The organism is Pseudidiomarina marina, assembly GCF_003987045.1.
Classification (GTDB): domain Bacteria; phylum Pseudomonadota; class Gammaproteobacteria; order Enterobacterales; family Alteromonadaceae; genus Pseudidiomarina; species Pseudidiomarina marina.
Genome location: NZ_PIPZ01000003.1, coordinates 257,324 through 273,639, shown reverse-complemented (window position 1 = coordinate 273,639; position 16,316 = coordinate 257,324). Strand labels below are relative to the sequence as shown.

Here is a 16,316-nt window from a genome sequence, read left to right as displayed (position 1 = left end):
AATACTTTTGTACTGATCTTTTACCGATTTTCTAAAAGTTAGATATGGGGTGCTCGGGCTAATATCAAGGTCAGCACGCAACAACAGGGAATTACAATGACACAAAATACATCCTATTGGCTACGCCAAACTTTCACTGCAGTGACTGCGGTGATTTTTATCTCTGGTTGTAGTTCGTTACCAAGCATGAGTGATACGAGCACCGCATCATCATCGCAAGGTACTGAAACGTTACAATTCGACCAATTATACGGTGAAGGTAAGTTCAATGCACGAGGCGTTGGCCCAACGCGTTGGCTTGCAAATGGTAGTGGTTATACCGTGCTTGAAACGGCCGAAAATGGTGGTCAAGATCTCGTCAGATATCATCCTGAAACACAACAACGCACGGTGCTTGTAGAGGCGGATAACTTGCGCCCTAGCGCAACTGAAGAACCGTTAAACGTTGCCGACTACAGTTGGTCTGAAGACGGCAAGAAATTATTAATTTTCACCAACACCAAACGCTCATGGCGCACTCACACCCTTGGTGATTATTGGGTTTACAACCTATCGACCAAACGCCTTCAAAAGCTTGGCGGCAAGGCTGAACCGTCAACACTGCAATTTGCAAAGTTTGACCCACAAGCAACCCGTGTTGCTTACGTGATGAAAAACAACATCTATGTTGAAGACTTGAACTCAAAGAAAATTACCCAGTTGACCAAAGACGGTGACGAAACCATTGTTAACGGCACCTTCGATTGGGTCAACGAAGAAGAATTTTTCTTACGTGATGGTTTCCGCTGGAGCCCTGACGGCCGTTCAATTGCGTATTGGCAGTTGGATACCGAAGGAACGCCGTTGTTTACCATGATCAATAACACCGATTCGTTGTATCCAACGCTCAAACAATTTCCATATCCGAAAGTTGGTGAAACCAACGCAGCCATGCGCATTGGCGTGATGCCGGCAAATGGCGGCGATACGACTTGGATGAAAGTGCCGGGCGATCCTCGTCAAAATTATTTAGTGCGGATGCAGTGGGCCGGTAATAGCTCACAATTGCTAATTCAGCAACTGACTCGCTCGCAAGCAGTCAATAAAGCCTACCTAGCCAATGCACGCTCTGGTGCGGTGCGCGAGTTATTGCAAGAAGTGACTGAGAGCTGGGCTGAGTACGTTGATGACTTACAGTTTATTGACGGCGGTAAATCATTCACCTGGTTAAGTGAGCGCAGTGGTTTTCGTCATATCTATGTCGTACAGCGAGATACAGGGCGCTTGAGTACAATTACCCGTGGTAACTGGGACGTCATTGAAGTACTTCAAATTAATGAAGACGACGGTTGGGTTTACTTTATTGCATCGCCGGAAACACCATTAGAGCGCTATTTGTTCCGTGCGAGCCTTGATGGTAGCGGTAAACTAGAGCGGTTAACGCCAGATCAACCAGGTACCCATAGCTATCAGCTCTCAGCTGATGCCAAGTACGCAGTACACACCTATTCAGACGTTGATAACATGCCTGTGGTCGACATGATTTCACTGCCCGACCATCGCCGTATTCGTGTCATCAAGGATAACCAGAATGCGCAAGATGCGTTTGATCAATTGAAACGCGGCATGTTTGAGTTCTTTCAAGTGGAAGCGCAAGACGGCTTAAAGCTCGATGGCTTTTTGATGAAGCCGGCTGACTTCGATGCCAGCAAAAAATATCCAATCGTGTTCTATGTATACGGTGAACCTTGGGGACAAACCGTTGCAAATAGTTGGGGCGGTGAGCGCTTTTTATTCCATACCTACTTAACTCAGCAAGGCTACATTGTTGCTTCGGTCGATAACCGCGGGACCCGTTCGCCGCGCGGTTTTGAATGGCGCCGTTCAATTTATAAAAATCTGGGTGACATTACCGTTCGTGATCAGCACGATGCACTCCAAGCCATGTTAAAGCGCTGGGATTTCATTGATGGCGATCGCGTGGGCATTTGGGGACACAGTGGTGGCGGTTCACAAACCTTGAACGCATTGTTCCGCTACCCAGAAGCCTACCATGTCGGGATGGCATTAGCGCCAGTACCTGATCTCACCCTTTACGATACGATTTATCAAGAACGCTATTCAGGCTTGTTGCCCGAGTCGGCAGACCGTTATCGCGAAACGTCAGCAATTACTCACGCGGCAAACCTACAAGGTGATTTGTTATTGGTGCATGGCACCGGCGATGACAATGTTCACTTTCAAGGTTCCGAGCGCTTAGTCAATGAATTGATAAAGCATGGTAAGCAATTCGACTATTTTGCCTACCCAAATCGTACCCACGGGATTAGCGAAGGCAAAGGCACCACGCAACATTTACGCACCATGATGGTCGAATTTTTGAAAGAGAATTTACCAGTGAGTGCACCTTAATCATCACTGTAATCTAAATACTGGTTGTTCAGCACGGTTACGCCGTGCTGACGCAACCACTGTTCAGCCTCTTCATAATCCGGCGAATGCGTCGCCACCAATTGCCAAAATGCTTTACTGTGGTTGAACTCGCGCAAATGGCACAATTCATGAATCACCACGTTGCGTACAACCCATTCTGGCGCCAGCCATAACTTCCAGGTGAAACGCAGTTCGCGTTTACGCGTGCAATGACCCCATTTACTGGTGAAGTCACCCACTGACCAGCCGGCGGGAGTTAACTCGTGAGTTTGCGGCCACGAATCGAAAAAAGCATCGAGCCACGCTCTGGCCTCAATTTTGTACCAATCAATGATCGTGCGCTTCGGTTCATGATCACGATTACTGCGTGCCGTGGTGGTTACAAATAATTCGCTGCCGTAGCGTTGTGCTGTTTTGCGCGTTGCAACCGCTACTTTGAGTTTTAACGGTTGCCCCAGCCAGCGCAAACGTTCACCCGACTGCCATTCACGCGGCGTTAAGCTTGCAAGCCGCTTTTGCTGACGATTTAAATGCTTTGAAATCCATTCGTGCTTCTGTTGCACAAAGTCGGCAATGGTCGCCTCTGACATATGCCAAGGAGCCTGCACTTCCAATTTTCCTTGGGCAACTTTTAGGGCTAAGTTGCGCCGTTTCTTGCTGCGATTGATTTGGTAGATAAGGCTCATCGATTTTTTCATTGGTTAATTCTGTTCATTGGCGGGCTGTTGCATTGCACCCGCTGTCTTTTTCGGCGATCATAGCCTGATTCACATTATGAACCATTACTCTAGCATGTCACAGGAGTTGAGCACATGACCCGACATTATGATTATCTTGCCATTGGCGCCGGTAGCGGCGGCATTGCATCAGCTAACCGAGCAGCAATTCGTGGTGCTAAAGCAGCCGTTATCGAAGCTAAAGCAGTTGGCGGAACCTGTGTCAACGTCGGCTGTGTTCCGAAAAAAGTCATGTGGTATGGCGCACACATAGCCGAGGCCATCAAATACAGTTCAGCGTACGGTTTTAATATCGAACAAAAAGGTTTCGATTGGAGTACCTTAGTCAAAAATCGCGAAGCCTACATTGAGCGTATTCATGGCGGCTACAAACGGGGTTTTGAAAGCAATGGCGTTGATTATATCGAAGGCTTTGCGCGCTTTGTGGATTCACGCACCGTTGAAGTAAATGGTGAGCACATTACCGCAGACCACATTACCATCGCGGTTGGTGGCCGAGCGATGATCCCTGACGTGCCCGGCGCAGAGTATGGTATTGATTCTGATGGATTCTTTGCCTTAACTGAACGCCCCAACAAAGCTGTAGTGGTTGGCGCCGGTTATATCGCTGTTGAAATTGCTGGCGTGTTGCATGCTCTTGGTTCCGACGCGCATTTATTGGTGCGCGGTGATCGTCCATTGCGTTATTTCGACCACGACATTACCGATGCTTTGCTTGAACGCCTCAAGCAAGATGGCCCTACGTTACATACCGGCTGTATTGTTGCACGAGTCGAAAAGAATAATGATGGTTTACTCTCTATCCACTGTGACAACGGTGAATTGATTGAAGGCGTTGATTGCTTAGTTTGGGCGATTGGTCGTGAACCGGCTACTGATAAGATTAATCTAGAGGCTGCTGGTGTGACCGCCGATGCCCATGGTTTTATCCGCACCGACAAATACCAAAACACCAACGTCAAAGGCATTTATGCCGTCGGCGATATTACTGGTGAGGCACAGCTCACACCAGTTGCGATTAAGGCAGGTCGCCTGTTAGCCGAGCGTCTATTTAATAAAGACATGCCTGATGCACATATGGATTACAGCCAAATTCCGACAATTGTGTTTAGTCACCCAACCATTGGTACTGTTGGCTTAACGGAAACCGAGGCCCGCGAAGTACATGGTGATAACGTGAAAGTGTATCGCTCGCAGTTTGCGGCAATGTACAATGCCGTAACACCACATCGCGCGCTGAGCACATTCAAACTCGTTTGTGTTGGTCCTGAAGAGCGTGTAATCGGTTTGCACGGCATCGGCGAAGGGATGGACGAAATTCTGCAAGGCTTCGCGGTTGCCATGAAAATGGGCGCCACAAAAGCCGATTTCGATGCCACGGTTGCACTTCATCCAACCAGCGCCGAAGAATTTGTGACGTTGCGCTAACCTTTCACATCAATCGTCATGGACAATATTCGAGACAGATGGCTGTACGGCAGCCCTGTCTCGCTGTGCCATTGATTAAACGTATCTTGAATTTGCTTTGCGCCGCGACGGCTATACGGCGACGCATCAAGTAAGTTGTGATTACGCAACGCCGTTAGGTTATCTGGGGTTAATAGATAGCCATCCCAACCAAGGCGCCGTAGTACGTGCTGTGCCGCCGTGCCACCTAACCGAGCGCCATGCTGTTTAAAGAATCGAAGTAACTCAGCCTGCTCTGCTGATGGCCACTGCGCTAAAAACTTACCGAAACTACCATGTTGCTCAGCCACTTCAACAATCATGCGAGCATTGACTGGAACCGTCGCGATTTTTTGCAAATTGCGCACAATACGTTCGTCACGCGCCAGCTCATCAAGGCGTTCTGGCGGCACTTGCTGCCAATATAATGGTAAAAAACCAGCAAAAGCAGCTTCAAACCCCGCCCACTTATTTTCAATAACACGCCAGGCGAAGCCAGCGCGAAACACACAGCGCGTCATTTCAGCAAGCACCTGATTATCTGAAACGTTTTCAAGATCACCTTTGGTTGCGAGCTTTGGCATGCGCTGTTTAATTGCTTGCTCGCCGCCGTGACGTTTCATGGCGCGCTCATAGAAATAATCAAATTTCATTTTCTCTCATCATCTTTATAGGAATCAGCATCAAAGTTTTATACCATTTGTTAGTTACAATAAACGGAATCACCTACCGTTTCATCCATTAATCTAGAGTACCCTATGACAATAGCAGCCGGGCAGGCGAAACAGAGTTCGAGTAAGTGGCGAGTTTGGCATCGCTGGTTATCACTAATATTTGGCGTACAGATGGTTATTTGGAGCATAAGTGGCGCCTACATGGTGTTCTTCGAACTCAGCTTTATTCACGGCAATCACCTCGTTCAATCCACTCCGCAAGAGCTACCAAACGCGACGAGTGTACGCTCGGTGCAAGATGTGATTGATGCCTATCCCCGCGCTCGCGAAGTGACATTGCAATCGGCATTCGTCGACGGCGAATGGGTTGCTGTTTATAAAATATTTGCGCACCGCCAGACCTTTTTAGTGAATGCTCAAACACTGCATACGGTAGAATTTAATGAAGCTGATATCCGCGCTAATGCAGAGCGACTTTACGCCCCGAGCAAGCCGGCTCCCATTGCAAGCGTTTTATTGCTAACGCAGAATGCACCGTCTGAAATCAGCCCAAGCTTGTTACCTATTTGGCAAGTTAATTTCGACGATTTTGGCAGCTCTAGCTTTTATATGTCGCCAATTACCGGTGAACTAATTACCAAACGTCATGATTTCTGGCGCGGCTTTGATATCTTCTGGATGTTACACATCATGGATTATGAAACCCGTGAAGATATCACCAACTGGTTACTTCGCAGTTTTATTCTTGGTACTGGCCTTTTGAGTATCACCGGCATTGTCTTGTTGGTTTTCACCATTGGTCGCTCACGTCGCAAAGGAGCGCAATCATGATGCGCTTTGCTCAATGGCTTCACCGCTGGGTTGGGCTTGTTATGCTCATTCAAGTGGTATTGTGGGTTGTCAGTGGCTTTTACTTTTCGACACAAGGGCATCATGCGATGTCTGGGCACCAATACAAAGTAAATCCTACCGGGTTGGTTATCCGCCACACTATGCCAGAAGTTGGTATTGACGAAGTTTGGCAGCGTTATCCGCGCGCGCTGTCAATCAAGCTCTATCGCGTTGCAGATGAGCCACAGTATCGCATTGAACTTGCATCCGAGCGTGTCTATTTACACGGCGACACCGGTCAACCTTGGCATACTAACGCTGAACAAGCGAAACAGTTAGCAGTTGCCACCTACGATGGTCCCGGCAGCGTAAACTCAGTGGTGCCGATTACCGAAACAAATGAATTAGTCGACTGGCACGGCCAAGGTTACCAAGTTTTATTTGATGATGACCTTAACACGCGTGTTTACGTTGATGCAGCTAATGGCCAAGTCATTGATCATCGCAATACGCCATGGCTCATTGCGGATTGGGCATTTAAATTGCACTTTATGGACTATTCAGGTGCACGCAGCTTTAACCACTTATTAATTTATACCGCTGCGCTGTTAGCCTTGTGGTTTACGTTATCTGGTGCCTTGTTATTGGTGCAAAACCTGCGTCGCGGCGATTTTAATCCGCGGCGCAAACCGACACTGTTAGAATCGCTGCAGCATCAAAATAAACCGATTGCTAGCGGCTGCGGAGGCGGCGGTACCTGTGGCTTATGTAAGGTGAAAATAACTGAGCCAACAACTGTGACCACGGCCGAAAGTCATCTGTTAACGGCAACAGAGCTAAGTGCAGGAATTCGACTTGCTTGCCAACATCGCGATCATGGCCAAATTGTCACGTTGTTAAATGACCAAGTGCGCGACTTTGAGCTGACCCTAGTTGGTAAATATGAACATTCTGAGGCCATTACTGAAATGGTCTTCGATAGTGCGCCTGTCTGCGACTATCAAGCGGGACAATTTATGCAATTTAAAATACCCACCGCCAATAGCGGCGCGCTGTTTCGCCATTATTCCTTTGCGACCAAGCCAGGCGGCAATCAACAGCTTCACTTTTTGGTTCGCCGTGTACCTGGCACCAAAGAGTTTCCGCGAGCAGGTGTTGGTTCATCTTATTTGCTAAGTTTACAGGTCGGCGATTCGGTTAACGCTTTTGGCCCATTTGGCGACTTCGTTGCCACGGATTCCAGCGAAACTAGTCGTGAGCAAATTTATATTGCTGGCGGCGTAGGTATCGCGCCAATTCATGCCCTAGTTGCAAATGAGCACGCAAGACAACGTCACCTGTTTCATGGCGCGCGCACTGAGGAAGAACTTATTTTTGCCGATGATTTTCGTGCCGACGCATCGTTACATTACTATCCAGTGATAGATAAATTTGTGCACGAAGAAGTAGCGACGTGGTTGGAGCAGAACCCTGGCGATTATGACTTTTATGTCTGCGGCCCGCCGGCAATGCTAGCGGCCACACTGCAACTGTTGGCAGACAAAAAAATACCGAAGTCTCGCATTCGTTACGACGACTTCGGTATTTAACTTAACGATTGCGTTTCTTTAGAAATCTTGCATTCGGTTTTGCTTCGCTCGATTGTTCGAAGCCGCTGGCCGATTGACCTGCCCGCGAGGTGCCGCTTTTGCTGGTGCCTCATAGTGCTTCGAACTTTTCACAGTAGCACGCGGTTGTTGGTAACTTGGCTGTGGTTTCGGCGTTGCTCGCGGCGTAACCGTCACAGCACGTTCACTTACTTGCGGCTGTTTTGGCGCACGCATATAAGGTTCACGTACGTCACGGTTTTTTACCTTAGGTTGAACACGAACATTCCGCTCACGTACCACAGAATCACCCCACTGAGGCGATTTACTGCGTGGTGTTACTTTTACTTCAGTTCGCGATTCCACCGCCACCTGAGCTGGTTTTCTGTCGCGCAACGTGCGCACAATGCGATCTTGCTCTGGGCGCTTATTGCGCTGAGTAACAACGTTGCGAGCAGTTACCTGCGGTTGCGCTGGTTGCGCTCGCGGTGATGTCATCACGCGTTGGTGATTCACTGCTCGCTGAGACACTTCCGGTCTGACGATTTCATCACGACCATATTTGCCACCGTTGACCATATAGTATTTCGGCCGTTCGGGCTGCAAATCGCGATGGCGATAATCAACACCTCGACGATGACGCGGATTGTGATACCAACGTTTGCTGTCTTTACCCGTCATATAATAATCACGACGTTTTTTCGGCGGCTCACGATAATAATGGTGGTTGATCACCACATAACGCTGTGGCCAATAGAAGTGACTAAAATAATAACGGCTTGGTATCGAGTAGCTAATACCCCAATAAATACCTGACCCAATACTTACGGTAAGCGTTGGGCGCGACCAGAAAACTGGTTGGTAATCATGCCAGCGCCACGAACCATAGACGACCCGCGGGTCATAGTAAGGCACATAAACCACTTCGCGACGAACGTTTTCAATAACAATCGTACGATCTTCGCGCGCGACATTCACGTGCTGGTTTGAACGCAGGTTACCGGCAACATAAGCATCATCACGTAACACTTGAACACGTTCTAACACTTCATCTTGTTGAGCTAGAAATGCCTCGCCGATGGCTTGTGTCCACTGCAGGTCATCACTCATCTGCTTCAACACCTCAGGCGTGCCTACTAGAGCCTTGACACTAGCATCCCACGTCTCACCAGCAGCGCGTTCCAGCGCCTGCTGCGGTGACAAATGCTCATGACGGCGAACCCAGCGCTCCGCTTCAACCACTTCCAATGGGTAGGTTGCGGCAATCAATACATGCGAAAGTAAGCTATCCGGATACAGTGCAATTGGCGCAAGTAACCGATCTAATTCAGCCTTTGAATAATAGACAACTTGCTGCTGCGTCGTTTCAGCCTGCGCTACTTGAGGTGCAATAACGAGTCCGGTGACTCCCATTGCACATAGCATTGCGACAGCACTGAAACCGCGCTTAACCTGGTGAATTTGCATCATAATGCCTCCAAACGGCAGATAGCGAAAAGCTATCAGTTACTAGTTTAGTCGCACTGCTGAGCAATTTAGTTTCATCTAAACAATTATTTTTTGTAAAGATTAGGTTAACCAATTGATTATACAAGGCCTTGTTCTAACATGGCATCGGCCACTCGTTTAAAACCAGCAATATTGGCACCTAGTACTAAATTGCGCGGCTTGCCGTACTGTTCAGCCGTGCGTGAAATATCCTTATAAATATTTTTCATTACCTGCTTTAAGCGCTCATCAACTTGTTCAAACGTCCAACGTTGCATACTGGCGTTTTGCGCCATTTCAAGTTGACTCGTGGCTACACCCCCGGCATTGGAGGCTTTACCAGGACCATAAGCAATTGAACTTTGTTGTACCGCATCGAAAGCAGCTTCTGTAAGCGGCATATTCGCGCCCTCGACAATGCCCAAACAACCATTTTCTAAAAGGCATTCAATATCTTCTCGTGTCACTTCATTTTGAGTCGCACATGGGAAGGCTAAATCGACTTTGTAGCGCCAAACTTGATGACCGTTTTCGGGGTAATCTTTGCGAGGCGTGTATTCTGCTTCAGAATGCGTTTCCAAATATTTTTCTAAGCGCTCGTGTTGCTGCTCTTTCAAGCGTTTCACTAGATCTAAATCAATACCGGCTTGATGATAAATCGTCCCTGAAGAGTCACTGCAAGTAACCGGCTTAGCACCAAGCTCATAGAGCTTCTCCATCGTGTAGATTGCCACGTTACCTGAGCCAGATACGGCACAGCACTTTCCTTCAAGCTCCTCATCACGGTCTGCCATCATGTAATTGGCAAAGTAAACACATCCAAACCCAGTTGCCTCTTTGCGCACGAAAGAGCCTCCCCAAGCCAAGCCTTTTCCTGTTAACACGCCGTCAAACGAATTCGCGAGTCGCTTGTATTGTCCGAACAAAAAGCCAAGTTCGCGTGTACCAACACCAATATCGCCAGCCGGTACATCCGTTGTCGGGCCGATATGACGGAACAACTCGGACATAAATGACTGGCAAAACCGCATGATTTCAGCTTCAGATTTACCTTTTGGATCAAAGTTTGCGCCGCCTTTACCTCCACCGATTGGTAACCCTGTTAGCGCATTTTTAAAGATTTGCTCAAAGCCAAGAAATTTAATAATGGAACCATTAACGCTCGGATGAAAGCGCAAGCCACCTTTATACGGCCCCAATGCGGAATTGAACTCAATACGGTAACCTTTATTCACTTGAACTTGACCATTGTCGTCAAGCCAAGGCACACGAAACATGATTTGTCGCTCTGGCTCAACAAGACGGGCAATGATGGCTTGTTCACGATACTTTGGGTGCTGCTCGAGAATTGGCTCTAAACTCTCGAGTACATCTTCGACTGCTTGATAGAACTCAGTTTGAGCTGGGCTGGTCTGTTGCAATTGTTCAATGGTATCGTGAATATATGTCATACACGGGTCCTTTTTTGTGCATTAAAAGTATTATTAACATTAGTCTCTTAGAACGGCTAAAAAAAGGAAAAAGCTCATAATTGAAACAATTCATTCAATTGATAACTCGCAATTAGGCATCAAATGACTACTTCATACTCGATAAAATTTAAGCGCGTTTATGACGCAGCAGAGGATAGCGATGGTATTCGCATATTGGTTGACCGACTATGGCCGCGTGGGGTGAAGAAAGAAGCGTTATCGCATCAAGATTGGTGTAAAGACGCCTGCCCGTCGAATGAATTGCGAAAATCTTATCACGCTAAAGAAATCGACTATGAACGCTTTGCCAAACGCTATTTCGACGAGCTTAGCGCTAACCCAGATAATTTAACGCCACTATTGCGCTACGCTCGACAATCGCAAGTAACACTGCTTAGCGCCGTGAAGACGTTTGAATATTCGCACCTTCCAGTGCTAAAACATGCCATGATTGAGGCACTAAAATTAGAAGACCAACAAGCCGACGACGATAAACTGAGTTCACCGGTATGTTTTGGTAAAGATTTCAACTATTGGGGATAACAGTGACCACAGATTTTATTGAAGTTTATGACGACGCCTTACCTGCTGAGTTTTGTGAACAGTTTATTCGACGCTTCGAGCAAAGCCCACATAAACAGCAAGGGCGCACTGGCGGTGGTGTTGATACTGACAAAAAAAGAAGCGAAGACCTCTATCTCAACCAACATCAAGACTATGCCGATGACTTACGCACTATATGCGATATCACCACGCGCTACGCGTTGGAGTACTTCAAGAAATACCACTTTGCGCTGATTGCGCCGGTAGCCCTGAAGGTCAGGCATCCAAAGACTGGCGCGCCAGTGAATTTAACTCACGAAAACTTTGACGAAGTGGTTGCTGGAAATGAACAAGCGTACATGCAATTGCTTTACCGACTCGGCCCCATTCAAGCGCAGAAGTATTTAAAAGATCACGGGAATTACAATTATTGGCACTGCGAAGTTTTTCCTGAGAAAAACAGTGTCGAGGCTTTGCATCGCAGTTTGTTGTTCATGTTTTACTTAAATGATGTGGATGAAGGCGGCACGACTGATTTTTACTATCAACAGCGCAGCATCAAACCGAAGCGTGGGCGCATGGTGATAGCACCCGGCTATTTCACCCACACCCACCGTGGTACGGTACCCATATCGAATGATAAATACATTCTCACTAGCTGGATTCTGATGAACTCAGGTCAGCAGCTATTCGGGTGACTTCAATACTTGACCATCTTCATCCAGCACCGTGACATCCACATGAATACCGTTGCGAACGCTCTGGGTGACCACGCAAAAATTTTCAAACTGTTCAAGTACACGGTCTAGTTTGTCAATATTATCAGCCGCTTGCCCAAGATTTAACTCAACTTGCATGGCACTAATGCGTAAGCGGCCATCCACGCGTTCCATATCGCCTTGCACTTTAGCGGTGACTTTACCTGGGTCACCTTTGAATTTTCGAATGGCAAACATTAAGCTCGCCGCCAAGCAATTCGCAACAGCTGCTGCCAATAATTGACTTGGCCCTGGGCCTTCGCCATTTCCGACCGGTTCGTGCTCGTCAGTAATAATTTGCCCAAACTCACCAAAATCGACTTCAAACTTATAATTATCAATCAACGCAAGTTTTACTTCGAATGCCGGATTTTCCATGTGTTCCTCCAGTTTTTCTGCAATAATTACCGATTCATCCATGTCATCACGTCGCGCGAGGAGAATGATTCATGAAGAATCCGCTGTATATTCCTTATGCAGGCCCTAATTTGCTTGAAACGCCGCTATTAAACAAAGGTAGCGCGTTCACCCGAGAAGAGCGAGCTGCGTTTAACCTTACCGGATTATTACCGCCTCGGTATGAAACCATTGAGGAACAGGTTAAGCGTTGTTACATGCAGTATTCAAGCTTTGACACTGCCATCAATAAGCATATTTATCTGCGTGCGATTCAAGATAATAACGAAACGTTGTTTTATCGATTATTACAGCAACATCTTGAAGAGATGATGCCGATCATTTATACGCCAACTGTAGGCGATGCCTGCGAACAATTCTCTGATATTTATCGTAGTTCTCGTGGATTATTTATTTCCTATGAAGATCGTGACCAGATGGAAGATATTCTTCGCAATGCCACGAAACGAAAGGTAAAAGTTATTGTGGTCACCGACGGTGAGCGGATTCTTGGTCTTGGCGACCAAGGTATTGGTGGCATGGGGATACCGATTGGTAAGTTGAGTTTATACACCGCTTGTGGAGGTATTAGCCCAGCGTACACGTTACCGGTATGTTTGGATGTTGGCACCAATAACGAAAAGCTTTTGAACGATCCGATGTACATGGGAGCACGGCATAAACGGATTGATCAAAGTGAATATAATGCATTTGTTGATCGGTTCATGAAAGCAGCACGCCGCCGTTGGCCAGAAGCAATGATTCAGTTTGAAGATTTTGCACAGCCGAACGCAATGCCACTGCTACGTAAATACCGTGATGAATATTGCTGTTTTAATGATGACATCCAAGGTACTGCTGCCGTGACAGTCGGTACACTTTTAGCTGCCTGCCGAAGCAAAGGCGTGCAATTAAAAGATCAGAAAGTGGCGTTTGTTGGTGCCGGTTCAGCTGGCTGCGGTATTGCTGAGCAAATCATTCAGCAAATGGTCGCGGAAGGACTAACCGATGAACAAGCTCGTCGTAATATTTATATGGTCGACCGATTTGGCCTACTAACCGAAGGCATGAGCGACCTACGCGATTTCCAGCAAGCATTGGCACAGCCGTTAGAACATCTCTCCGATTGGCAACACAGCGGTGACTATGCATCGCTACTCGATGTTATGCACTGCGCCAAGCCAGCTATCTTAATTGGCGTTTCAGGGCAGCCTGGGTTGTTCACCGAGCAGGTTATTCGAGCGATGCACCAATACACCGAAAAACCAATTATTTTTCCACTTTCGAATCCGTCACGACAAATAGAAGCACATCCCGCGCATGTCATTGAATGGACCAACGGTGAGGCCATCATAGCTACTGGTAGCCCTTTCGATGCGATTCGATATAAGGGCATCGATTATCCAATAGCGCAATGTAATAACAGCTATATTTTCCCTGGGATTGGTCTCGGTGTGATTGCCGTGAAAGCACGAATCATTTCAGATGAGATGCTGATGGCTGCGAGTAATACGCTAGCTGACGAATCACCTCGAGTACGCGGTGAAGGTGATAGCTTATTACCAGGCATACCCCAAATTTCTGAACTGAGTAAAAAAATTGCTTTCAACGTTGGGAAAGTCGCTCAGCAACAAGGGCTCGCCCTTGAAGTGAGTGACGAAACGCTACGTGAACGCATCGACGCCAATTTCTGGCGTCCGGAGTATCGCCGCTATAAGCGTGTAAGCATTTAGTCAAGGCAACTGGCGATTCGACCTATTTCCTTGTATGTTCAATACATAGCGACGCAAGGAGGTCGAATGCGCTGGTGGATAATAGGCCTGTTGCTACTAGTGGTAACACCGGGAGCACTGGGCCAGTCTAAAGAAACGGAAAAACCCACCGAAGACGAAAAGGCCATGATCGATTCGTTTCGGGAGGGATTAACAAAATCGGTGAATACCACTGCGGCTTGGCTCGACTCTTTTTTTGCCGAGGATATTGATTCGGATGCCTACGACACGGCCTCAGGCAGCTTGCGCGTAACCCCAGAATGGGATGAATACGATGGCTTTAGACTCGACTCTAGCTTTCGCGCAACGGTTGTATTCCCGCACGCAGAAAGAAAGTTCTCGGCAATCATTGGTCGTGGTGATTTCGACGACTTTATTAATGATACCCAACAATCTCGCCCTTCAGTAATTCGTCGTGATCAATCAGATGAAGAATGGATGCTTGGCCTCGGTTTTGACCCGCAAGTAAGTAATAAACATAGTCTTTCATTTGGCGCCGGCATTCGCGGCGGATTAGCCCTAGACACCTACCTTCGCGCCCGTTACAAATACGAATCGATAATCGGAGACAATATTGAATTCTTCACGCAAAGTGTTGCTTTTTGGCGCGATAGTGACGGGTTTGGTATCGCTCAGACTTTTGAATTTGATGCTGCGCTATCAGATAATTGGTTTTCGAAAAGCTGGGTAAAAGGAACATTTGCCGAACGCACTGAAGGAGTGCGCTGGCATGCTTCGCAGAAAATTTATTATATGTACCATTTTGAACGAGCTATTGCTGGTGAAGTGTGGTGGTACGGTGAAACCGAACTTGATGTACCGATGCAAGATTATGGTTTGCGAGCGTTACACCGTAGTCGTTTTAAGCGAGAGTGGCTGTTTTTAGAGGGATGGGTAGGCTTGCATTGGCCACGAGAAACCCTCGATGAACAACGCAAGCCGCGATGGATGGTCGGCTTAGAACTCGAATTACTATTCGGCAATTAAGATTAAAGCCAGCCAAATGCAGCAGCGATACTCCGCGCCCCTAGGCCTACTGCAATGAAGCACACGATGATTCCGAGTATATTTTGTTGCCAAGAATTTCGATGTTTGCCAAGGCGTGGTTGATTACATACCCAAACCAAGAACACCGCTATAAATGGCAGTAATATGCCATTCGCCACTTGCGCAAATATAATAACCTCAATTGGCTTTAAGCCTAATGACGCAACCACGACACCTATACTTAAAATGGCTAACCAAATGGTGCGGAATTTTTTGTCTTTCAGGCTGTTGGAGTAACCTAAAACGCCACTTAAAGCATAGGCTGATGCTAACGGCGCCGTGAGTGACGACGACAAACCAGCAGCAAATAATCCCAATGCCATAAATGTCGTTGCCGCATCGCCAAACAGCGGCTGCAATGCCTGACCGAGATCAGCTGCACCTTCAATCGTCAGTGCTTTACCGAAGAATGCTGATGCTGCAGTTGCTACAATTGCAAGAGAGATAAGGCCACCCAACGGAATTGAGATATAGATATCTTGACGCGCTTCGTCGAGTTGTTCAGGAGAATGCCATTTTTCGGCGCAACTTGACGCATGTAAAAACAAATTATAAGGCACCACCGTAGTACCGATAAGTGCGACTACCATCAATATACTGCCAGTCGGCACCGATGGAACGAGAAGGCCGGCAAATAGAGCAGCCCAATCTGGCTGCGTCAAAATGAATGTTGCCAAAAATGCCACACTCATTAATAAAACCAGCCCAATTAAGACTTTTTCTACCAACTTGTAACTACCCTGCCATAATATGACACCGGCCAAGCCACCGAGTAAAACTGGAATATATTGGCCGTCAAAAGGTACTAGATCCGCAAGCCCCATGCGAGCGCCACTAATATTTCCGCCTTGATAAACACTATTACCAATAACGACTGCTGCAAAAATCAATAGCACAACCAGTTGTCGCACCCAAGGTTGTTTAATTGCTGCGCGAATGTTTTCCCCCAACCCTTGCTGGGTCACAACGCCAAGACGTGCTGACATCTCTTGCAAAATCATGGTAGCGAGCACTGAAAAAACCAACGCCCACATGAGTGCATAACCATAATTGGCACCCGCTAATGAAGCGGTCACTACTGTCCCCGGACCAATAAATGCGGCTGCCACGAGCGCGGCAGGCCCCATACTAAAACGTCGTCGTGTTGTCATTCT

14 protein-coding genes are annotated in these 16,316 nt (G+C 47.4%); 8 read left to right on the top strand and 6 right to left on the bottom strand.

All coding sequences use genetic code 11. The features are described from left to right. The first annotated feature begins 96 nt into the window (after window positions 1–96). Entirely contained in the window at window positions 97–2,391 is a 2,295-nt protein-coding gene (locus CWI76_RS09800; RefSeq protein WP_126760163.1) for a S9 family peptidase, read from the top strand. On the opposite strand, the gene CWI76_RS09795 is transcribed toward CWI76_RS09800, so the two are convergent. After that, complete coding sequence (locus CWI76_RS09795; RefSeq protein WP_126760162.1) at window positions 2,388–3,110, bottom strand: M48 family metallopeptidase; 723 nt, start codon at window positions 3,108–3,110, stop codon at window positions 2,388–2,390. The two genes, CWI76_RS09800 and CWI76_RS09795, sit on opposite strands and share 4 nt — an antisense overlap. Window positions 3,111–3,224: 114 nt before the next feature. Between CWI76_RS09795 and gorA the strand changes: the two genes are divergently transcribed. Further along, window positions 3,225–4,577 carry a glutathione-disulfide reductase gene (gorA, locus tag CWI76_RS09790; protein ID WP_126760161.1) on the top strand — a complete coding sequence of 451 codons (1,353 nt, stop codon included), beginning with the start codon at window positions 3,225–3,227 and terminating at the stop codon, window positions 4,575–4,577. Here gorA and CWI76_RS09785 read toward each other — a convergent pair. Then, window positions 4,574–5,248, bottom strand: coding sequence for a DNA-3-methyladenine glycosylase I (locus tag CWI76_RS09785; protein ID WP_126760160.1), 675 nt, complete (start codon window positions 5,246–5,248; stop codon window positions 4,574–4,576). The genes gorA and CWI76_RS09785 overlap by 4 nt on opposite strands. Before the next feature lie 105 nt (window positions 5,249–5,353). On the opposite strand from CWI76_RS09785, the gene CWI76_RS09780 reads away from it, so the two are divergent. Continuing rightward, on the top strand, window positions 5,354–6,100 hold the full coding sequence (locus CWI76_RS09780; RefSeq protein ID WP_126760159.1) for a PepSY domain-containing protein: 747 nt from the start codon (window positions 5,354–5,356) through the stop codon (window positions 6,098–6,100). Continuing rightward, window positions 6,097–7,689, top strand: coding sequence for a PepSY domain-containing protein (locus CWI76_RS09775; protein WP_126760158.1), 1,593 nt, complete (start codon window positions 6,097–6,099; stop codon window positions 7,687–7,689). Before CWI76_RS09780 ends, CWI76_RS09775 begins: the two co-directional genes overlap by 4 nt. A gap of 18 nt (window positions 7,690–7,707) precedes the next feature. Here the strand turns inward: CWI76_RS09775 and CWI76_RS09770 are convergent, their stop codons facing one another. Together CWI76_RS09770 and gdhA are read right to left on the bottom strand one after the other, a co-directional pair. Beyond that, window positions 7,708–9,156 (bottom strand): DUF3300 domain-containing protein, encoded by a 1,449-nt coding sequence (locus CWI76_RS09770; protein ID WP_126760157.1) that lies wholly within the window; start codon window positions 9,154–9,156, stop codon window positions 7,708–7,710. A gap of 116 nt (window positions 9,157–9,272) precedes the next feature. Continuing rightward, on the bottom strand, window positions 9,273–10,625 hold the full coding sequence (gene gdhA / locus CWI76_RS09765) for an NADP-specific glutamate dehydrogenase (protein ID WP_126760156.1): 1,353 nt from the start codon (window positions 10,623–10,625) through the stop codon (window positions 9,273–9,275). A 123-nt stretch (window positions 10,626–10,748) separates the two neighbouring features. On the opposite strand from gdhA, the gene CWI76_RS09760 reads away from it, so the two are divergent. Together CWI76_RS09760 and CWI76_RS09755 are read left to right on the top strand one after the other, a co-directional pair. Next, window positions 10,749–11,189, top strand: coding sequence for a DUF488 domain-containing protein (locus tag CWI76_RS09760; RefSeq protein WP_126760155.1), 441 nt, complete (start codon window positions 10,749–10,751; stop codon window positions 11,187–11,189). Between the two features lie 2 nt (window positions 11,190–11,191). Then, complete coding sequence (locus tag CWI76_RS09755; RefSeq protein WP_126760154.1) at window positions 11,192–11,887, top strand: 2OG-Fe(II) oxygenase; 696 nt, start codon at window positions 11,192–11,194, stop codon at window positions 11,885–11,887. On the opposite strand, the gene CWI76_RS09750 is transcribed toward CWI76_RS09755, so the two are convergent. Next, window positions 11,876–12,367 (bottom strand): OsmC family protein, encoded by a 492-nt coding sequence (locus CWI76_RS09750; protein ID WP_198678605.1) that lies wholly within the window; start codon window positions 12,365–12,367, stop codon window positions 11,876–11,878. The two genes, CWI76_RS09755 and CWI76_RS09750, sit on opposite strands and share 12 nt — an antisense overlap. A gap of 29 nt (window positions 12,368–12,396) precedes the next feature. Here CWI76_RS09750 and CWI76_RS09745 point away from each other — a divergent pair, with 29 nt between their 5' ends. After that, window positions 12,397–14,076: an NAD-dependent malic enzyme gene (locus CWI76_RS09745; RefSeq protein ID WP_126760153.1), complete on the top strand. Its 1,680-nt coding sequence runs from the start codon at window positions 12,397–12,399 to the stop codon at window positions 14,074–14,076. Window positions 14,077–14,142: 66 nt separating this feature from the next. Continuing rightward, window positions 14,143–15,102: a hypothetical protein gene (locus CWI76_RS09740; RefSeq protein WP_126760152.1), complete on the top strand. Its 960-nt coding sequence runs from the start codon at window positions 14,143–14,145 to the stop codon at window positions 15,100–15,102. A 2-nt stretch (window positions 15,103–15,104) separates the two neighbouring features. On the opposite strand, the gene CWI76_RS09735 is transcribed toward CWI76_RS09740, so the two are convergent. Beyond that, window positions 15,105–16,313: an Nramp family divalent metal transporter gene (locus CWI76_RS09735; protein WP_126760151.1), complete on the bottom strand. Its 1,209-nt coding sequence runs from the start codon at window positions 16,311–16,313 to the stop codon at window positions 15,105–15,107. Between the last annotated feature and the right edge of the window lie 3 nt (window positions 16,314–16,316).